This window comes from Haladaptatus sp. T7, from assembly GCF_026008575.1.
Lineage (GTDB): Archaea > Halobacteriota > Halobacteria > Halobacteriales > Haladaptataceae > Haladaptatus > Haladaptatus paucihalophilus.
In genome coordinates this window covers 102,024-121,829 of the sequence record NZ_BROP01000008.1, presented here as the reverse complement: position 1 = coordinate 121,829, position 19,806 = coordinate 102,024, and the positions used below count along the sequence as shown (strand labels likewise).

Here is a 19,806-nt window from a genome sequence, read left to right as displayed (position 1 = left end):
GATAACATACCTCACGAACGATACATGCCGATACTCGACACCGACAACGAACACGACCCGAACAAGATACTGCCGCTCGACTACGACTGGGCCCGCGACTACTACGAGGCGGGCGTCAACAACAACTGGGTTCCGGAGGAGATTCCGATGCAGGACGACATCTCCCAGTGGAACGGCGACGCCCTGTCCGACGCCGAGCGCCAACTCATCGAGTGGAACCTCGGGTTCTTCTCGACGGCGGAATCGCTCACCGCGAACAACATCGTCCTCGCGCTCTACGAGTACGTGACGGCTCCGGAGTGTCGCCAGTACCTCCTCCGACAGGCCTACGAGGAGGCGATTCACACGGACACGTTCATCTACTGCTGTGACTCGCTCGGCTTCGACCCCGACTACCTCTACGGGATGTACGACCGAGTTCCCTCCATCGCCGAGAAGGACGAGTTCGTCGTGGACCTGACCCGCGCCATCGACCGCCCCGATTTCACCATCGAAACCGACGCCGACGTCCGCGAGTTCCTCCGCGACCTCGTTGGCTTCTACGTCATCATGGAGGGCGTCTTCTTCTACGCAGGATTCGCCATGATGCTCGGCCTGAAGCGCCAGAACAAGATGGTCGGCATCGGCCAGCAGTTCGAGTACATCCTGCGCGACGAGTCGCTCCACGTCGGGTTCGGCGTGGACCTCATCAACGAAATTCGCGCGGAGAACCCGAACGCGTGGACGGACGCGTTCGGCGACGAGGTGACTGACCTCATCACGAACGCCGTCGAGTTGGAGAAAATTTACGCGTACGAGGCCTGCCCGGACGAAATCCTCGGCATGAGCGCGGCGCAGTTCGCCGAGTACGTCGAGCACATCGCCGACCGCAGACTGGCGCAACTCGACCTCGACGAACAGTACGGGACGGAGAATCCCTTCCCGTGGATGTCCGAGCAGGTGGACCTCAACAAGGAGAAGAACTTCTTCGAAACGCAAGTCACGGAGTATCAGAGCGGCGGGTCGCTCGACTGGTAGCGGCCGTTCTTATCGGGACGCACTGAGCGACGTGCGGCGCTTTTCGCGGCGGCGAAGGGCGTCGTCACGCAGGGTTTTCTGGTCGTCCGTCGGACAGTCGAGGGCGGGGACCGCCGTCGGAGTCTCGTCGTCGTCCAGCGCGACCATCGTGAAGAACGACGTCGCCGTCTCTCCCTTCTCGTCGTGACTGGGCCGCTCCGCCCGAACCGAGACCACGACCTCCATGCTCGTCTCGCCCGTCTCGAACACGTACCCCTCCACAGTCACGATGTCGCCGAGGTCGATGGGACCGAGGAAATCGACGTGATCCATGGACGCCGTGACGACCTGTCGGCGGGAGAACCGGCGCGAGGAGATGGCCGCGCAGATGTCCATCCAGTGTAGAATCGACCCACCGAGCGCCCGACCGAGGTTGTTGGCGTCGTTCGGCATCAGGATTTCGCTCATGACCGTCCGCGATTCGGCGAGTGTCGCAGTGTCGTGCATCGAGTGGCGCTACACGACGCTCACAGATAAAACATCTGTACTTGTATTTTTGAAAGTGAGTTTGTTCTACGGCCGTCTCACTTATCAGCCGACGAATCGTGAACGTGAACGGATATGGGGGAATGGACGGATATGAGAGGGAAGGAACTCATCATCGGGGGAACGTCGCTCGCCGTCTGGCTGCTCGCCGCGCCGTTCGTCGTCTACGACGCGATGCTCGCACCGAACTTCTGGAACGACATTCTCGTGGGGGTCGTCGTGGCGGCGCTCGCGCTCTACGGCGTCGTCTGCACGTGGCGCGACCGACAGGTCGGCATCGCGGCGGGGGGACTGCTCGCCCTGCTCGGACTCTGGCAAGTGACGCGCCCGTTCGCCGTCGCTACCGCAGGACCGATTCCGAAGTGGGGCGACGCGGTCGTCGGCGTCCTGCTGGCGTTTCTCGGCGGGCGCGTGGTACGAGAAGCGCGGACGGCGGCGCTCGAACGACGCTCCCGAAGCGACGTGGGCGGAAGCGGACAGTCGTAGCCGCAACCGTGGCTCGAGGTGTTTTTCGCGGCCGCGAGGAGGGCACGACGCATTATTCTGAAATCGGCTCGACATGGCATAAAAAGGTACGCGATACGCGTGTCGAAAGCAGTAACAAAGGTGTTCACGCCCCATTCGGGTTCGACCGTATCGTCGTCTCGACCCGAGAAATTAGTATCTGAGGTCCATCCACAACCTGGCCGAATTTTCTAAAGGACAAGGTGAATGAACACGGATACCGTAGAGAGACACAATGACGGAACGAACGCAACTCGAAATCCGTGGGATGAGTTGCGCGAATTGTTCGGGAACGGTCAGCGAGGCGTTGAACTCGCTCGACGGCGTACGGGAGGCGAACGTCAACTTCGCCACCGACGAGGGTACCGTCGAGTACGACCCGGAGGTCGTCTCGCTGTCCGAAATCTACGCGGCCATCGAGGACGCTGGATACGACCCGGTTCGCGCGACGACGACCATCGGAATCACGGGGATGTCCTGTGCGAACTGTGCGGACACGAATCGAACGGCGCTCGAATCTGTCCCGGGCGTGGTGGACGCCGAGGTCAATTACGCGACCGACGAGGCGAGCGTCGAGTACAACCCCGCCGGAGTGAACCGGTCGGCCCTCTACGACGCCGTGGAGGAGGCGGGCTACGAACCGGTCCGGGAGGACGGCACGGACGGGAAGGAAGCGGAGGCGGACGCCCGCCAAGCCGCGCGCGACGCCGAGATACGCAAGCAGTTCCGACTGACGCTGTTCGGCGCGGTGCTCGCGGCGCCGCTCGTCTTCTTCATGCTCGAACACCTGTTTTTCCCGGAGATGGTGAGCGAGACGGTGTTCGGCGTCGATGTGGCAGTAATACAGTTCCTTCTCGCCACGCCGGTTCAGATTTGGCTGGGTAAGGAGTTCTACGGGAACGCCTACAACGCGCTCGTGAAGAACCGGACGGCGAACATGGACGTGCTCATCGCGCTCGGTTCGACCACGGCGTACGTCTACAGCGTCGCCGTCATGCTGTCGCTCATCCCGGGCGGCACCTACTTCGACAGCGCGGTGCTCATCCTCGTGTTCATCACGCTCGGCAACTGGCTCGAAGCCCGGTCGAAGGGGCAGGCCAGCGACGCGCTCCGCGAACTCCTCGAACTGGAAGCCGATACGGCGACCGTAATCGAGGACGACGGCGAACGAGAAATCCCGCTCGAAGACGTGGAGGAGGGCGACCTGCTTCGCGTCCGCCCCGGCGAGAAGATTCCGACGGACGGTATCGTCGTGGACGGAGAGAGCGCGACGGACGAGTCGATGGTGACGGGTGAATCCGTCCCCGTCGAAAAGCGCGAAGGCGACGAGGTTATCGGCGCGACCATCAACGAGAACGGCGTGCTGACGGTTCGCGCGACGAAAGTCGGCGAGGAGACGGCGCTCCAGCAAATCGTCGGCATGGTGAAGGAGGCACAGGCCCGCCAACCCGAGATTCAGAACCTCGCCGACCGCATCAGCGCCTACTTCGTCCCGGCGGTCATCGCGAACGCGCTGCTGTGGGGAATCCTCTGGTATCTGTTCCCCGAAGCGCTCTCCGGGTTCGTGAACGGCCTGCCGCTGTGGGGACTGGTCGCCGGTGGCCCGAACGTCGCGGGCGGTGCGGCGGGTGCTGCTGGCGGCGTCACGGTCTTCGAGTTCGCCGTCGTCGTCTTCGCCAGCGCGGTGCTCATCGCGTGTCCCTGCGCGCTCGGCCTCGCCACCCCGACGGCGACGATGGTCGGAACGGCCATCGGCGCGCGTACCGGCGTCCTGTTCAAGGGCGGCGACGTGCTGGAACGGGTGAAGGACGCGGAGACGGTCGTCTTCGACAAGACCGGGACGCTGACCGAGGGCGAGATGCAGTTGACGGACGTGGTGGCGATTGCCGACGAAACCGACCCCGCGATGGCGGACGGCGGGGCGGACGTACTCGGAACGGCGGCGGACGCCGAGACGACGGAAGAACTCGTGCTCTCCGCCGCGGCCAGCGCGGAGCGGGGAAGCGAGCACCCGCTGGCGAAGGCCATCGTGGCGGGTGCGGACGAGCGCGGCGTCGAAATCGAGGACCCGAGTTCCTTCGAGAACGTGCCCGGCCACGGAATCCGGGCGGAGACGAGCCACGGCGAGGTGCTCGTCGGCAACCGGAAACTCCTTCGGGAGGCCGGAATCGACACCGACCCGGCAGAGGAGACGATGGAACGGCTCGAACGCGAGGGGAAGACGGCCATGCTCGTCGCGCTCGACGACCGCCTCCTCGGCGTCGTCGCCAACGCCGACGAGGTGAAGGCGAGCGCGAAGGAAGCCGTCTCGGACCTCCGAGAGCGGGGACTGACCGTGCTCATGCTCACGGGGGACAACGAGCGGACCGCCCGCGCCGTCGCGGAACGGGTCGGCATCGACCCCGAAAACGTCCGCGCAGAGGTGCTCCCCGACGAGAAGGCGGCCGTAGTCGAGGACGTGCAAGCGGGCGGCGAGAACGCGATGATGGTCGGCGACGGCGTGAACGACGCCCCTGCGCTCGCGGCGGCGTTCGTCGGCACCGCCATCGGCAGCGGCACCGATGTCGCCATCGAGGCCGCAGACGTGACGCTGATGCGCGACGACCCGCGCGACGTGGTGAAGGCGATTCGGATTTCGGCGGGAACGCTCTCGAAGATAAAGCAGAACCTCTTCTGGGCGCTCGGCTACAACACCGCCATGATTCCGTTGGCCTCGCTCGGACTGCTCCAACCCGCGCTCGCCGCGGGCGCAATGGCGTTCTCCAGCGTGAGCGTCCTGACGAACAGTTTAGCATTCCGACGGTACGTCCCCGACCACGAGTACCGCCTGCTCGGCTTCCTCCGCTGAACAGCGGAAGTCGTGGTGTGTGTCGCCGTACCGTCCTCCGCTTTTTCGATGGTTCTCAGCAGATGCGAACGATGGAGGTAGTCGAACCTATTATGTGCCGAGCAACGAAAGGTCGGGTGAATGGTGCGGGATTTGGCAGACGATGCGCCCGAATTACAGGACGTCCTCGACGCCCTCGACGACCCCGCATGCCGACGAATAATCATGGAATTACGCGACCCGATGACAGCGCGGGAACTCGCCGACGCGACGGACATCCCGCTCTCGACGCTCTACCGAAAGCTCGACATGCTAAGCGAAGCCTCCCTCGTCGACGAACGAACCGAGATTCGGGAGGACGGCCATCACACCTCCCGATACCGAATCACGGTGGAATCGGTGAACATCTCGCTGACGGACGATAGGGAATTCGACGTGTCGATAGACCGTCCACCGGAGACCACCGACGAACGCCTCGAACGGCTCTGGACGGAGGTGCGAAAGGAAACATGAACGTCACCGTCATCGTCATCACGCTCAAGACGCTCACGCTCGTCCTCGGCGGCGTGATAACGTACTTCGCGTTCAAAGCGTACCGCCGAACCGGCTCACCGGCACTCAGGTCGCTCGCCATCGGGTTCGGCGTCGTCACCCTCGGCGCTCTGCTCGCCGGACTCGCCGACCAAGCGTTCAGCGTGAACCGGGATTTCGTCCTCGTCATCGAAAGCACGCTGACCGCGCTCGGCTTCGCCGCCATCGCCTACTCGCTCTACGCGGAGTAGCCGTTCGACGCGGAGTAAACTTATCCCGGTGGCGGGCGTTGTGAAACTAATGACCCGGCACCGTGGAGCGGCCGCGGGTGCTACGGAATCGGTGGACGAGACCGTCCGGTGCGCCCTCGAACTCGCCACGGACGAATTGCTCGTGACGCTCGAACCGACAGCGGCGGGACCGGAACTGGCGTTCGACGCCGCCCTCGTCGGCGTGTTCGACCGCCTCGTCACCGAATTTGCGGCGGCACGCGACCGCGACCGACCGCCGTTTGCGAAGGGGCCGGAACTCCGGGACGAGCGGGTGCGCTTCGACTCGCTGTCGGAGGACGCGAACGAACGATTGCACGCGCTGTTGGACTCGCTGGCGTACGATTCGCTGTCGTTTCGGCGACTCGGTGGCGCGTACGAGCGGTCGCTCGATTACGTACCCGAGATGGAAGACGGCGGGATTCGTCTCACGGGAGACGCGACGCGGCGGGTGTCCGTGGGAGCGTACTACACGCCGAACGAGGTGGTCGAATACGCGGTTTCGCGGGCGCTCCACGGACGGGAGGACGCCCGAGTCATCGACCCCGCGATGGGGAGCGGAAACTTTCTGACCTGCGCCATCGACCGGTTGGCCGAATCCCGCGACGAGCAGAGCGAGCGAGCCCGTCAGTTCGTCGCGGAGAACCGCGTCTTCGGGGTGGACGTGGACCCGCTGGCCGTCGAACTCGCACGGTCGGCCGTGTGGTTCGAAACCGGCGTCTGGCCGGACGACACCCTCGTCGTCGGCGACGCGCTCGCGTCGAACCCGGAGTGGATGGACGCGGCGGGATTCGACGGGAACGGATTCGACGCCGTGGTCGGCAATCCACCCTACGTACGGAGCCGCCACCTCCCGGCGGAGCGAAAAGACGATCTTCGGGAGCGGTACGATACGGTGACCGGGTCGTTCGACCTCTACGTGCCGTTCGTCGAGCGCATGGCCGAACTCGGAGGGAGGGTGTCCTGTATCGTCCCGAACAAGTGGACGACGGCGCGATACGGGCGACCCCTCCGCGACCGACTGCTCGACGAGCACCGATTGGTGGAACTGCTCGACGTGTCGAACGGCACGGTGTTCCCCGACGCGAGCGTCTACCCGCTGGTTCTCACGTTCGACTCCGGCGGCGGCCCGACCGAGGAGATATCGATTCGGCGGGGGGAGTCGAGCGACGGGACGGAGGAAACAGCGGAAACGACGCTCTCCCGGTCGTTCGTGGACGCGCTCGGCGACCGGGTGATTCCGGTGGGTATCGACCCCTCGTTCGGGTCGCTGGCGGAACGACTCGTCCGGGAGTTCGACGAACTCGGAGCGCACGTCGATATGACGGAGGGTATCCACACCGGCAACGTGCGGGAAAAGCTCGTCGTGGACGAACCGGGGCCGGACTGTGAAAAAGTCGTGGGCGGGGGGGACGTATCGCGCTACCGATTGGAGTGGGACGGCGACTGGGTTCGGTTCGACCCGTCGCTCATCGGCGACGGCGAGTACGGTGCCCTACGCGACCGGACGGTCTTCGACGGCGAGAAACTGCTCCTCCGAGACATCAGCGACCGTCCCGTGGCGACGTACGACGACGCCGGAACGTACGCGCTGAACACCCTCTTCAGCGTCCGGTCCCGCCCTCGTTCCGACCTGCCGCTACGGTACCTCCTCGCGGTCATCAACGCCACGGTTTCGGCCTGCTGGTTTCAGCAGGTGTACGGCGGCACGCACGTCAGCGGCGGCTATCTCCGGTTCAAGCCGATGTTCGCAAATCGGCTGCCGATTCCCGACGGCGAGGGGGAGCGCGACGAACTGGTCGCGCTGACGGAACGGTTGGAACGGCTTCGAGAGGCGCGGGCGGACATCGAAATCCGCCTTCCCGGAGGGGATGGGGATGAGGATGAAGAGGATGGGAGTCCAGAAGGAGATGAGGGTCCAGAAGAGGATGAGGGTGAGGGGGATGACGGCCCGCGACTCGGTGACCTCGTTCGGCGGGTCGGCACCGACTCGCCGTTGGCCGAGACGACGACGACGCGGGACGGGCTTCGCGTCGGGAACGTCAGCGTCGAGAGAGGAGTGGACGAACTCGTGTTCTCGGCGACGGCCCGCTATCGTCCCGCGGAAGAGCGGGCCACCGATACGTGGGGGTTCGCGGAGACGGAACCGATTCGAGCGCTCGTGTTCGAGGCCGACGGGCGGGAGGAGTGGCGCGACGTGCTCCCGTGGTACGTCCCGCGCCACGTCGAAAGCGACGGGTTCACCGAGGAGGCGCGGAAAACCATCTCGCCGCTCGACCGACTCGAATCGATTCGGCTCCCGTCGCTCGAAACCGCGACGGCGTTCGCGGAGCGGTGTCGGTCCGCGGCACAGGTGGACGCGAAAATCGAGCGGACGGATGCGGAAATCGACCGACTCGTCTCCCGAGCCTACGGACTCTCGGCGGACGAAATCGAACTGGTCGAGCGACTCGTGAACTGACGTCCCGAGGACGACGGGTGTTATGAACACAGACCCGTTCAGTTGCTAGAGACTGCTATTCTACCCCGGAACGCTGACAGGGGAATTAATACCCGAGAAGGGGTTTCGTTCCCACATGAGCGACCGCTCGAACGGTCACGGACACGACCATGACCACGATGGTCACGGTCATGGCGGCCACGGTCACGGCGGTCACGGTCACGACCACGGCGGTCACGGTCACGACCACGACGGCCACGGTCACGGCGGCCACGGGGGGTCGGGGAACCGGCGAGCGTTGAAAATCGCGCTCGTCATCAACACCGCGTTCTTCGTGGTGGAAATCGCCGGGGCGCTGTACGCCAACTCGCTCACGCTCCTCGCGGACGCCGGGCACATGCTCACGGACTCGGCGAGCATCGTCCTCGCGCTCTTCGCCGCGTGGATTGCCACGCTCGATGCGGACTCGAAACGCACCTACGGCTATCAACGCGCCGAGATTCTCGCCGCGCTGGCGAACGGCGTCTTCCTCGTCATCATCGTCGTCTACGTCGCCTACGAGGCCGTCATGCGGTTCCAGAACCCGCAGGACGTGAAGGCGCTTCCCACAATCGTCATCGGTGTCGTGGGACTCGGCGCGAACCTCGCCGGGGCGTACGTCCTCCACGGCGGCCGGGACAGCCTCAACGTCGAGGGCGTCTACCTCCACCTGCTGACCGACGCCGCCGGAAGCCTCGCCGCCATCGCGCTGGGGGTCGGATTGTACGTCTCCGACCTCTACGTCCTCGACCCGATATTCAGCCTCGTCATCGCCGCGCTCGTCCTGTACTCCGCGAAGGACCTCCTCATCGAGAGCGTCAACATCCTCCTGCAGGGCACGCCGTCCAGCGTGGACGTGGACGACATCACCGGGACGCTCTCCGACCTCGACGGAGCAATCGACGTCCACGACGTGCACGTCTGGGCGCTCACCAACCGCAGTTTGGCCTGTAGCGCCCACGTCGTCGTCGCGGATGACGCGGACCGCGACGCGGTTCTCGACGCCGCCCGCCACGCCCTCAACGAACGCCACGACATCGGTCACGCGACCATCCAAGTCGAGTCCGAGAGCGGCGACTGCGAAACCGCCGACTTCGACTGCTATCCGGCGAACGGCGGCCACGTCGCCGATTGAATGGAAATGAGCGGCGAAGCGGAGAAAGCGGTTCGATGGAGAGGTGCGGTTCGATAAGGACGTGTGCGGTGCGGTGCGGTGCGGTGCGGTGGACATAGAAACCGATTTTTGAACCGCTCGGACGAGAGTGGAGGAGGAGAATACAGTGTAGGATGGTAGATATAAGTATGAAATAGTAGGATATAGTATGAAATAGTATTCTCCGGTAGTATCCAGTAAAAAATAGAACGCTCCAGTAGTCACGAAGTCACGCCGGTAGGGTCGCGGTGGTGAAAACCACGAACGCGGCCAGGCCGACGGAGGCGGGGTCGCGAACACGAATATCGAAAGCAACGCCATTGATAATTCACACAGTGATGTTTTGAATCCATTTTGAATGATTTTTATTTCATCTCCATAAGTTATCACCAATCTTTTTGAGGCGAAAATCCGTACACGGGGATATGATGCAGACCGGGTTGGCGGCTGTGACGACGGACATGCTCGTGGTGTTCGCCATCGTCCTCATCGCGCTGGTGTTCTTTGCGACGGAGTTGCTTCCCGTGGACGTGACCGCGATTCTGATAATGGTCACGCTGATGGTGCTCGAACCGTGGACGGGAATCAGCACGACCGAGGGAATCGCCGGGTTCGCAAACGAGGCGACCATCACCGTGCTGGCGATGCTCATCCTCAGCGCCGGCGTCAGCCAAACGGGGGTCGTCCAGTTGCTCGGCAGTCGGCTAGCCGACTTCGCGGGAACGGACCTCAGAAAACAGCTGTTCGCCACCATCGGCGTCGCCGGACCCGCGTCCGGGTTCGTGAACAATACGCCGGTCGTGGCGATTCTCGTCCCCGTCATCACGGACCTCGCACACGAGGGAAAAACCTCGCCGTCGAAGCTCCTCATCCCGCTCTCCTACGCCTCAATGCTCGGCGGGATGCTCACGCTCATCGGCACCTCGACCAACATCCTCGCCAGCAACGTGACGGGGCGACTCGCCGAGCGAACCGGAAACGCCCGCCTCCACGCCTTCTCGATGTTCGAGTTCACGGGACTCGGCGTCATCGTCCTCGTGGTCGGCGGATGCTACCTGTTGTTCGTCGGCCACCGACTCCTACCCGAACGCGTCCCGCCGGAGGAAGACTACATCGAGGAGTACGAGATGGAAAACTACCTCACGGAAGTCGAAGTGGCCGAGGGGTCGCCGTTCGTCGGCCAAACGGTCGAAGACGCCATCGACGAGGCCGTCTTCGACGCCGAGATAATCCAGTTAGTTCGGGACGACGAGACGTTCATCGAACACATCGGTCAGCGGACGATACGCGCCGGTGACGTGCTCACGCTCCGAATCGACAAGCAGACGCTAAGTACGCTCACGACGCTCGAACATCTGACGCTCGCGGGGACGCCGACGGAGGCGGAAATCGACCCCGGCGAGGAACAGACGCTCGTCGAAGTCGTCATTCCCTCCGGGTCCTCGCTCGTCGGGGAGACGCTTTCGAGTTCGACGTTTCGGGAGCGCTTCGACGCCGCGGTCCTCGCCTTCCGGAGCCGCGGCGAGGTCATCCACGAGCGTCTCGACCGGGTGACGATTCGGGTCGGCGACACGCTCCTCGTGCAGGCGTCGGCGGACAGCATCGACCGGCTGGCGGCGAATCGGGATTTCATCGTGGCCCACCAAGTGAGCGACCCGGACTACCGAACCGAGAAGATTCCGGCGGCGCTCGCCATCATCGTCGGGGTCGTCTCGCTCGCCGCGCTCGGGGTCTTCCCGATTCTCGTCACGGCGCTCGGCGGCGTGGTGGCGATGGTCGCCACCGGCGTCCTGAAACCCGGCGAGTTGTACGAATCGGTCGAGTGGAACGTCATCTTCCTGCTGGCGGGCGTCATCCCGCTCGGCGTCGCCCTCGAAAACTCCGGCGGCGCGGAACTGCTCGGCGGCCTCGTCGCGGCCAGCGCGAACTACCTCCCGGTCGTGGCCGTCCTCTGGATATTCTACATCGCCACGGGCCTCATCACGGAGGTCATCAGCAACAACGCCAGCGTCGTCCTGATGATTCCCGTGGCCGTCGAGGCGGCGACCCGAATCGACGCCAACCCGTTCGCGTTCGTCCTCGCGGTGACGTTCGCCGCCTCGACGTCGTTCCTCGGTCCCGTCGGCTATCAGACCAACCTGTTCGTCTACGGGCCGGGCGGCTACAAGTTCACGGACTACTTCCGAATCGGGGCACCGCTCCAACTGCTCCTGTCCGCCGTGACGGTCGCCGGAATCGTGACGTTCTGGGGACTCTGAGGAAAGGACGTTCAACGAAGCGGTCGAATCGGGTGCGTGGTGCGTGTTTCCCGTTTCAATTCCGATTCGGCCGGAATCCAGAGAGCACGTCCAGCCACGAGACGAAGATGAACGCCCCGATGACCGCGGCCATCGTGCCGCCGAAGAGGGTCGCCATCCGCTCCGTGATGTGTTCTCGTTCCGAAATCGTGATGGCGTACACCCTATCGTTGTCGATGACGAACGAATAGTCCTCCAACGCGCCGGGCGGCTCGTCCGACAGCTGATACGACCCGTGGAGTTTCGCGCGACCGAAGGCGACCCGCGCCTCGCTCGATAAGCTTCCGTACTTCACCGACGACGAGCGCACGCCGGGTTCGTTCTTCTCCACCTGCTCCAGCGAGAGCGTGTAGGTCGTCGTGTTTTGCGGCGGCTGGAGGAGCGCGTAGCCGGTGAGGACGAGCCCGGCCAAGAGCATGAGCGTCGCGAGTGCCTGAATCAGAAAGCTGTCGAACCGCATTCGATGTTGGTTGTGGTGTAGCGGGAGAGGTAAAGGGTTTCCATCGAACGTGGGGAGAAAGAAAACGGGACGGTCGGTCGGAATCGGTTATCGACGGGACGGAAGGACGTCTCGAACCGGATACAGGTCTTCACGGATGCCCGCGCCGTCACAGTCGTCGTTCGGACACTGGTAGTGCCACCCGTCGTCCGTCGCGGCGTCGGCATCGAAACGCTCCCCACACACCTGGCAGAACAGTCGGTCGAGGTCCCCCGACCGCGTTCTGCTTGCAAGTTCAGGCTGCATACGCGTATATTCGCAGTCATCAATGAAAGAACCTACGTTTTTCCGGTGACATGTGTGAGACTCCCTATCGTTGGGAGAACTTCCCACCGTCGGGTGACATGCATGATACCGGGTTACCGTGCAGTTAGCGAGCGGTTTAGTGGCTGGCACCCATGGAACCGTGTATGGAGAAGCAGACCCTGACCTGCCTATGTGAGCTACCGCCGAGCGCGAAGCTCGTGTTCAAAGTGTTGGAGTACAGCGGCGCCCACACGCAGAAGGAAATCGTGAAGCGGTCACGACTTTCGGCGCGAACGGTCAGGAGCGCACTGGAGAACCTGACGGAAATCGGTGCCGTCACCGAGGAAGTGTACATCCCCGACGCCCGACAGCGGCTCTACCGACTGGACGATACGGGCGACTGGGAGCAAGTGAACTGCTTGAACGAAGTGCCGGTGTAGGACCGGAACGTAGCGGTACGGAACCGAACTGAGCGAATTCCTTCTACGCGGACGTATCGACACGCTTCGGCCAGCGCAGCGACCCGCCAGCCAACAGCCAGAGGCCGGTGCCGAGGAACGACAGCGGCGCGACGACCAACAGCAACCACCCGCCGAGACCGGCGTCCGCCGTCAGCGCTCCAGCGATGAGAACGAACGCGACGAGCGGCGTCGCCAGCAGGAGGAGGGCGATGAGGAGGATGCGCCGAAGGGGAAGGCCCTCCGCGGATTCAGTTGTGGGAGACATACTGGTGATGTGTCGTCAAAATTTGTATTTATTCAGGAGGGTTTTTCGAGCTACGATGACGCGGAGAACTCGACAACCTCGATGCCGGACGTTTCGAAGTCGTTCATGGCGGCGAGGCGGTCGGGAACCTCGGCCAGAGAAACGGTGTTCGTCACGAGTTTACCGGGCGAGAGCGTGTCCCGTTCCAGCATGCGAAGCAGTTCGTCGTAGCGGGACGGCGGCATCCCGCGCGACCCCAAAAACGTGATTTCGCGCATCGTCATCGCGTCCGTCGGGAGGGAGACCTCGCCGCGTTCCGCGTCCGTCGTCAACCCGAGTTGGACGTGTTGACCGCGCGGGCGGAGGCAGTCGATGGAATTCCGACACGTTTCGGCGATGCCGAGCGCGTCGATGGAGACGTCGGCCCCGCCGAGTCGCGCCTGGATCGTCGTCGGAACGTCGGTCTCGGCGTCGGCGAGCACCGTCTCGTCCGCGCCGAGGTCTCGCGCGCGGTCGAGTTTGTCGGCGTCCAAATCCACCGCGATGACGTTCGCGCCGAGCGCGTCGGCGACGTGAACCGCCGAGAGGCCGACGCCGCCACACCCGTGAACCGCGACCCAATCCCCCGGCGTTAGGTCGGCGCGGTGGGCGAGCGCGTGGTACGCCGTGACGAACCGACAGCCCAACCCGGCCATCTCGACCGGCGAGACGGATTCTGGGAGGTGCACCGCGTTGTAGTCGGCGGACGGGACGTGGACCCGTTCCGCGAACGCGCCGGGCGCGGACTCCTCGAAGCCGAGGGCGATGCCGTTTTCACAGACGTTGCCGTGGCCGTTCTGGCAGTACCCGCAGTGGCCTCGGCCGAGATTGAACGGGACCGCGATTCGGTCCCCCTCGCCGATGTCCCGGACCTGCTCGCCGACCGCGACGACCCGTCCGGCGGGTTCGTGGCCGAGGATTTGCCCGATTGGAACTTGGTCGTCGGCCCACTCGCCGTGGCCCTGCCACGCGTGCCAGTCGCTTCGACAGATGCCACAGGCTTCGGTTTCGATGACGACGCCGTGCGGGTCGGGGGTCGGTTCCGGCACCTCCTCGATGGAAAGCGGTTCGCCGTACTCGCACAACACAGCGGCTTTCATACCCGAGTGTCGGCCCTCGTCGGCTTAAAACGGCGGGAGGGGGCAAACGGGAGAACGTGAATCACGGTTGGAACTTTTAGGGGCGCTCACCGTATATCGGATATGAACCCTCGACTCCGGCGCGTCGTCTCTTTAGGGCGGGACATCGTGCGGGAAGTGCACGAGGAGAACATCAAATTCATGGCGGGGAGCATCGCCTACCACTCCTTCGTCTCCCTGCTTCCCGTGCTTCTGTTGTTGACGCTCATCGTCTCCGCGGTCGGGAGCGAAACCCTCGCGAGGCGGTTGATACAGGACATCGGGTCCTACCTCCCGGCGAGCGCCAACATCTTCCTGCAAAACGCGATTTCAGGGGCACCGTCGCCGGGCGACTCGCTCGTCGTCGTCCTGGTGCTCCTCTGGGGCACGTTTCGAATCTTTCGGGCGCTCGACGCGGCGTTCGCGGACATCTACGACGTGGAGCGAAAGACCTCGTTCAGGGACGAACTGGAGGACGGCGTGGTCGTCCTCGTGGCGCTCGTCCTCGTCGTCGTCACCATCGGCGTGACCAGCGCGACGATTTCGACGCCACAGCGGTTGCCGTTCGACGAGTATCTGGCCGAGGGGGTGTCGATACTCGTCCTCGGCATCGCGTTCCTCCCGATGTACTACGTGTTTCCGAACATCGACGTCGAAATCGGAGAAATCCTCCCCGGTGTCGCCATCGCGGCCGTGGGCTGGCAGGTCCTCCACTCGGTGTTTCACATGTACGCGCAAGTCTCGGCGTACAACACCAGCCTGTACGGAACCGTCGGAAAGATCCTCCTCGTCATCGTCTGGCTCTACGTCGGCAGCATCGTCATCCTGTTCGGCGCGGCGGTCAACGCGGTCCTCGCCGGACGGACGGGAGACGCCGCCAAAAGCGACCGCGAACGCGACTCGGCGGAAGTGAAACCGACCGAGAGGAAGGGTACGGTGGGGGACGAGACGGAGGAGAGCGGCGCGGGAGCGAACAAATCGGGAGTGAACGATACGAGGGCGAATGAAACAGTGGCGAACGGGGGAGAAGCAGTGGCGAGCGGAGGAATCGAGAGCGAGCAGGAGTTCCGGGAGGTGTTACACCGGCTTACCAGACAGGCGCGTGAGGACGGCCTTTCGACGAACGAGATTCAACGGGAGCTACGGCGGGAAATGACGAAGACGAGGCGCAGCGGGGAGTAGGGAACCGGCACAACTGTTTTGCTCATTCGTCACGATACGTACTCGATACGGGGGAAAGGGGTATGCCAGACAAACCACATCAGAACCTAGCGATCATCGGTCACGTCGACCACGGAAAATCCACCTTAGTCGGACGACTCCTCTTCGAGACGGGGAGCGTCCCGGAACACGTCATCGAACAGCACAAACAGGAAGCCGAAGAGAAGGGGAAGGGCGGCTTCGAGTTCGCCTACGTGATGGACAACCTCGCCGAGGAGCGCGAACGCGGCGTCACCATCGACATCGCCCACCAGGAGTTCGACACCGACGAGTACTATTTCACCATCGTCGATACGCCGGGCCACCGCGACTTCGTGAAGAACATGATTACGGGAGCGAGTCAGGCGGACAACGCCGTCCTCGTCGTCGCCGCGGACGACGGCGTTCAGCCACAGACGCAAGAACACGTCTTCCTCGCGCGCACCTTGGGCATCAACGAACTCATCGTCGCGGTAAACAAGATGGACGCCGCGAATTACAGCGAGGACCGCTACCGCGAGGTCGTAGACGAGGTAAAGGGGCTGTTGAATCAAGTCCGGTTCGACACCGAGGACGCTTCGTTCATTCCGATTTCGGCGCTCGCGGGGGACAACATCGTGGACCACAGCGACGAGATGTCGTGGTACGACGGGGAAACCGTCCTCGAAGCGCTCAACGACCTGCCGATGCCGGAGCCGCCGACCGACGCGCCGCTTCGGTTGCCGATTCAGGACGTGTACACGATTTCGGGCATCGGAACCGTCCCGGTCGGACGCGTCGAGACGGGCATGTTGAACATCGGCGACTCGGTGTCCTTCCAACCGAGCGACGTGACCGGCGAGGTCAAAACCATCGAGATGCACCACGAGGAGGTCCCGGAAGCGGGACCGGGGGATAACGTCGGGTTCAACGTCCGCGGAGTCGGCAAAAACGACATCCGGCGCGGGGACGTCGCGGGTCCGGCGGACGACCCGCCGAAGGTGGCGGACACCTTCACGGCCCAAATCGTCGTGATGCAACACCCGTCGGTCATCACCGCGGGCTACACGCCGGTGTTCCACGCGCACACCGCACAGGACGCCTGCACCATCGAATCCATCGATCAGAAGATAGACCCGGCCAGCGGCGAAGTCGTCGAGGAGAATCCCGACTACATCCAGAGCGGCGACGCCGCCGTCGTCACCGTCAGACCGCAGAAACCGCTGTCCATCGAACCGTCGTCGGAGATTCCCGAACTCGGCAGTTTCGCGGTGCGCGACATGGGCCAGACCATCGCGGCGGGGCGGGTGCTGGAAGTGAACGAGAAGTAGCGGGCGTCGGCCCGAATTGCTGTTTTTCGCGGGATGAAGTCCGGTGAGTGTACGGAAGATGGTGAAACAGCCCGGAGCGGCGCATCCGCGCCGCTCCGGGCCGCACAGTGTCGGGTAGAAAACGAAGAACGGGGAAAGAGATCAGGGGAAGAAGGAGAGAGGTGAGAGCAGGCGAAGAAGGAGGGAAAACGGCGACGGTGAGAACGGGACCACGTGAAACGAGATGTTCAAATTATTTCGGTTAGAAAATCCCATTTGCATTGTTTTTAGCAAATTGGGAAATCATTGGCAGAGCTTATCGCCCGATATCACCACAAGAACTAAATAGTAATCGCGCCGTTGTACTATGTGTTATGTCATACCAAACAGGAGGGAACGAATAGGATTCGAAGAACGACCCGCGAAAAATCACGGCTTTGCGCCTGTCAAAATCTACAGCTCTGTGTCTCTGGTTCGGTGCATCTCCCGATGCATCTTCCAATTCAGGTCTACCGGTTTTCGGAAATACGATTCCAGTCGAACGTCCGTTGAACCCGACAGCGGTGCGGTTCCGCGGACCGACGCGCTTTTTCATACGGGACTGCTACGGAGGGTGTGCAATGGCTTCACGAGGATGAACGGACGAGCAATCCGTTCGGAATGCAACCACCCTGCCAGTGTAACGTCACACACGACGGGGACTGTGCAGTGTTCGGCTACGGCGACGCGAACGCGGACTTCCACCTCATCGGCGACCATCCGGGAGCGCACGGCGGCATCGAGTCGAACGTGCCGTTTACCGGCGGCCCCGTCGGGGAGACGCTACAGCCGGTGTTGAACGAGGTCGGCCTCATCGGCGACGTGTACAGCGACCGGCCGACCATCGCGAACCTGTTCATGAGCTACCTCCACATGTGCAGGCTGCCCGACGGTCGGCAACCCACGCCGCGAGAGTACGACGACATGGAGCGGTTTTTCGACGCCGAACTCAGGGCTATCGCCGCACACGTCCTGCTTCCGGTCGGCCGAACAGCGACCGAACACGTCTTCTGGGAGTTCACGGCGCAAGCCGAAAAACACGGAATCGGCGACGGACGGGACGGCCCAGATATGGCGGCGCTCCACGCCGAGGAGATCAAAGGACGGGGCTTCCTCGTCGTCCCGGTTCGTGACCCGCGCGAGTGGGGACCGAACGACGGCGACCGCCTTCGGGAGCGACTGAACGGAATCCTGTCCTCGGACTACCAGCAGACGGTCGATCTGGGGCGCTTCATGCCGGACGCCGATCCGTACGAGGTCCGGTGACGACGCGAACGAGTCCGACCACGATTCCCGCGACGAACTCGACCGCGAGCAGCGCGACGGGAAGCACGATGAACGAAGCGGCGAGAAAGCCGAGCGCGATGCCGCCGATGATGGCGGCGCGTTTCCAGCGCGATTCCGGGCGTTCGAACTCCATGCGGCGAGAACGTCGAGCGGGCGGGTAAAACGCGGTGAGCGTTCGGCCGGTAAGGGGAGATTACTGCGAAAATCGGGTCACGGGAACGGGCCGGTCCACTCGTCCAGACAGTCCTCGCTACAGAAGTGGAGGGTCACGTTCTCCGTTTGGTTGGCGGTGACGCTGTGTCGAACGACCACCGTCGGGTGATACTCCGAGAGGTTGACGAGTTTGCCGCAGTTGGCACAGGACGTGAATTCATCGTCCGAGCGGGTGGGACTGGGCATAGAGTCACCACGGCCCGAAGGCGCGTAAACGTATGGTCTAGCCGCCGAGTTCGCGTCCGTTCGCTCCGGAGTCAGTTTCCCGTTCGACGGAAACCGTGTTTTCGACCGCTTCGCGCACGTCCTGTTCGAGGACCGAGAACGCCATCGCGCGGACGAACACCTCGTAATCGGCGTGCGTCTCGGTCTCGTCCTCGGCGACGATTTCGGTCACCATCTCGATTTCGGGGTCCTGTTCGGAGAGTTCACAGACGCGAAGCGACACGTCACGATTCCAGAGGTTGCCGATACACTCGCCGACCGACCGGTACAGGGCGGAGCGCATGCTCATCCCGGAACCGACCCGTTCCCGAACCTTGCCCGCGAGTCGGTGCACGACTCGCCTGTACTCCCGGCCGTCGAAGTTCTCCATCGTCGTGGAAAGCTTCCATTTCGAGATATTAAAACCCCGACCACGGCTTCGACGACGAAACTGAACAGTCGGGAATCGGAAACTACCAACGAGCGGCCAGAAGATAAATGAGACCTTTATCATCGTCGTAGACCCAATACCTTTTTAAAATCAACAAGAGATATTGAACTACATGGCACGCGAGCAACGAAACGACCGATTACCGAGACGACCGACAGTCTCGGACCGAAGTAACGACGAGAATCCACGACCGGGCACTCGAAATCGAGTGGAAAGCGACGCATACCAAGGGACGAAACGATGAGCGTCAGTTCCGACTCGACCGCGGGAGACGGGTTCGAACACGCCACGGAGGAGTCCGTCGAACCGCTCTCCCGCGACAAGATATTTCATATTCTCCAGACACAGCGACGTCGGGACGCGCTTCGGTTCCTGAAGGAGACCGGCGGCACGGTCGAGATGCGCGACCTCGCGGAGCAGGTCGCCGCGTGGGAGAACGACACGACCGTGCAGGCGCTCACCTCGGACGAACGCCAGCGCGTCTACATCGCGCTGTACCAATCTCACCTGCCGAAGCTCGAAAGCGAGGGAATCATCCGCTACAACAAGAGCCGCGGCATCGTCGAACGCGGACCGCTGGCCGACCAGTTCGACCCGTATCTCGACACGGCGGACGAATCCGACTACGAAGTCGAAACGAAAGAGACCGAATCGAGCGACGACGAAATCCCGTGGTTGCGCTACTATCGACGCGCCACCGCGGTCGGAATCGCCGTCGTGGCGGCGGCGTGGCTCGGCGTCCCACCCGTTTCCTTCGTCCCCAACCTCATTTGGGACGTCCTCATCGTCGCGTCGTTTACGGCGCTGTCGCTCGCCCAACTCCTCGCGGGCGACGAGTAACGAGTACCGCTCCGACGTTCGACACGCCGACGGACGCCACTCGTTATCGAGAGAAATATAAAAAATATAATGAG

General features: G+C 63.2%; 21 protein-coding genes. 13 read left to right on the top strand and 8 right to left on the bottom strand.

Annotated features, from left to right (window positions below; translation table 11 throughout):
* Positions 1–24 precede the first annotated feature (24 nt).
* Positions 25–1,017, top strand: coding sequence for a ribonucleotide-diphosphate reductase subunit beta (locus OPC11_RS19255; protein ID WP_007977102.1), 993 nt, complete (start codon positions 25–27; stop codon positions 1,015–1,017).
* Positions 1,018–1,026: 9 nt separating this feature from the next.
* On the opposite strand, the gene OPC11_RS19250 is transcribed toward OPC11_RS19255, so the two are convergent.
* Positions 1,027–1,503, bottom strand: a complete 477-nt coding sequence (locus OPC11_RS19250; RefSeq protein WP_007977100.1) for an acyl-CoA thioesterase — start codon at positions 1,501–1,503, stop codon at positions 1,027–1,029.
* Positions 1,504–1,617: 114 nt separating this feature from the next.
* On the opposite strand from OPC11_RS19250, the gene OPC11_RS19245 reads away from it, so the two are divergent.
* From OPC11_RS19245 to OPC11_RS19215, 7 genes are all read left to right on the top strand, one after another.
* Positions 1,618–2,028 (top strand): hypothetical protein, encoded by a 411-nt coding sequence (locus tag OPC11_RS19245; RefSeq protein WP_264783010.1) that lies wholly within the window; start codon positions 1,618–1,620, stop codon positions 2,026–2,028.
* Positions 2,029–2,281: 253 nt separating this feature from the next.
* Positions 2,282–4,894 carry a heavy metal translocating P-type ATPase gene (locus tag OPC11_RS19240; RefSeq protein WP_264783009.1) on the top strand — a complete coding sequence of 871 codons (2,613 nt, stop codon included), beginning with the start codon at positions 2,282–2,284 and terminating at the stop codon, positions 4,892–4,894.
* 120 nt (positions 4,895–5,014) lie between these two features.
* Positions 5,015–5,386, top strand: a complete 372-nt coding sequence (locus OPC11_RS19235) for a transcriptional regulator (RefSeq protein WP_264783008.1) — start codon at positions 5,015–5,017, stop codon at positions 5,384–5,386.
* Positions 5,383–5,655 (top strand): hypothetical protein, encoded by a 273-nt coding sequence (locus OPC11_RS19230; protein ID WP_007977093.1) that lies wholly within the window; start codon positions 5,383–5,385, stop codon positions 5,653–5,655. Before OPC11_RS19235 ends, OPC11_RS19230 begins: the two co-directional genes overlap by 4 nt.
* 49 nt (positions 5,656–5,704) lie before the next feature.
* Positions 5,705–8,134 (top strand): N-6 DNA methylase, encoded by a 2,430-nt coding sequence (locus OPC11_RS19225; protein ID WP_264783007.1) that lies wholly within the window; start codon positions 5,705–5,707, stop codon positions 8,132–8,134.
* A gap of 115 nt (positions 8,135–8,249) precedes the next feature.
* Positions 8,250–9,287 carry a cation diffusion facilitator family transporter gene (locus OPC11_RS19220; RefSeq protein ID WP_264783006.1) on the top strand — a complete coding sequence of 346 codons (1,038 nt, stop codon included), beginning with the start codon at positions 8,250–8,252 and terminating at the stop codon, positions 9,285–9,287.
* 443 nt (positions 9,288–9,730) lie between these two features.
* The gene (locus OPC11_RS19215) at positions 9,731–11,563 is read left to right on the top strand and encodes an SLC13 family permease (protein ID WP_264783005.1); all 1,833 of its coding nucleotides are present in this window, start codon (positions 9,731–9,733) and stop codon (positions 11,561–11,563) included.
* 55 nt (positions 11,564–11,618) lie between these two features.
* Here the strand turns inward: OPC11_RS19215 and OPC11_RS19210 are convergent, their stop codons facing one another.
* Both OPC11_RS19210 and OPC11_RS19205 read right to left on the bottom strand, forming a co-directional pair.
* Entirely contained in the window at positions 11,619–12,062 is a 444-nt protein-coding gene (locus OPC11_RS19210) for a hypothetical protein (RefSeq protein WP_007977082.1), read from the bottom strand.
* An 87-nt stretch (positions 12,063–12,149) separates the two neighbouring features.
* Positions 12,150–12,347, bottom strand: coding sequence for a hypothetical protein (locus OPC11_RS19205; RefSeq protein WP_018129055.1), 198 nt, complete (start codon positions 12,345–12,347; stop codon positions 12,150–12,152).
* Between the two features lie 152 nt (positions 12,348–12,499).
* Between OPC11_RS19205 and OPC11_RS19200 the strand changes: the two genes are divergently transcribed.
* Entirely contained in the window at positions 12,500–12,787 is a 288-nt protein-coding gene (locus OPC11_RS19200; protein ID WP_007977078.1) for a MarR family transcriptional regulator, read from the top strand.
* Positions 12,788–12,830: 43 nt separating this feature from the next.
* On the opposite strand, the gene OPC11_RS19195 is transcribed toward OPC11_RS19200, so the two are convergent.
* Together OPC11_RS19195 and OPC11_RS19190 are read right to left on the bottom strand one after the other, a co-directional pair.
* Positions 12,831–13,073 (bottom strand): hypothetical protein, encoded by a 243-nt coding sequence (locus OPC11_RS19195; protein WP_264783004.1) that lies wholly within the window; start codon positions 13,071–13,073, stop codon positions 12,831–12,833.
* A 50-nt stretch (positions 13,074–13,123) separates the two neighbouring features.
* Positions 13,124–14,191: a zinc-dependent alcohol dehydrogenase family protein gene (locus tag OPC11_RS19190; protein ID WP_264783003.1), complete on the bottom strand. Its 1,068-nt coding sequence runs from the start codon at positions 14,189–14,191 to the stop codon at positions 13,124–13,126.
* 102 nt (positions 14,192–14,293) lie between these two features.
* Here OPC11_RS19190 and OPC11_RS19185 point away from each other — a divergent pair, with 102 nt between their 5' ends.
* The 3 genes from OPC11_RS19185 (at position 14,294) to OPC11_RS19175 (ending at position 18,003) form a co-directional block, all read left to right on the top strand.
* Entirely contained in the window at positions 14,294–15,391 is a 1,098-nt protein-coding gene (locus tag OPC11_RS19185; RefSeq protein ID WP_264783002.1) for a YihY/virulence factor BrkB family protein, read from the top strand.
* Between the two features lie 62 nt (positions 15,392–15,453).
* On the top strand, positions 15,454–16,719 hold the full coding sequence (gene tuf, locus OPC11_RS19180; protein WP_264783001.1) for a translation elongation factor EF-1 subunit alpha: 1,266 nt from the start codon (positions 15,454–15,456) through the stop codon (positions 16,717–16,719).
* Between the two features lie 687 nt (positions 16,720–17,406).
* Positions 17,407–18,003: a uracil-DNA glycosylase family protein gene (locus OPC11_RS19175; RefSeq protein WP_264783092.1), complete on the top strand. Its 597-nt coding sequence runs from the start codon at positions 17,407–17,409 to the stop codon at positions 18,001–18,003.
* On the opposite strand, the gene OPC11_RS19170 is transcribed toward OPC11_RS19175, so the two are convergent.
* The 3 genes from OPC11_RS19170 to OPC11_RS19160 all read right to left on the bottom strand — a co-directional run bounded on the left by OPC11_RS19170 (position 17,969) and on the right by OPC11_RS19160 (position 18,832).
* Positions 17,969–18,157, bottom strand: a complete 189-nt coding sequence (locus OPC11_RS19170) for a hypothetical protein (RefSeq protein ID WP_264783000.1) — start codon at positions 18,155–18,157, stop codon at positions 17,969–17,971. The genes OPC11_RS19175 and OPC11_RS19170 overlap by 35 nt on opposite strands.
* A 77-nt stretch (positions 18,158–18,234) precedes the next feature.
* The gene (locus OPC11_RS19165; RefSeq protein WP_264782999.1) at positions 18,235–18,423 is read right to left on the bottom strand and encodes a hypothetical protein; all 189 of its coding nucleotides are present in this window, start codon (positions 18,421–18,423) and stop codon (positions 18,235–18,237) included.
* A gap of 37 nt (positions 18,424–18,460) precedes the next feature.
* The gene (locus OPC11_RS19160; protein WP_264782998.1) at positions 18,461–18,832 is read right to left on the bottom strand and encodes a hypothetical protein; all 372 of its coding nucleotides are present in this window, start codon (positions 18,830–18,832) and stop codon (positions 18,461–18,463) included.
* Between the two features lie 300 nt (positions 18,833–19,132).
* On the opposite strand from OPC11_RS19160, the gene OPC11_RS19155 reads away from it, so the two are divergent.
* Positions 19,133–19,732 (top strand): hypothetical protein, encoded by a 600-nt coding sequence (locus OPC11_RS19155; RefSeq protein ID WP_264782997.1) that lies wholly within the window; start codon positions 19,133–19,135, stop codon positions 19,730–19,732.
* The last annotated feature ends 74 nt before the right edge of the window (positions 19,733–19,806 follow it).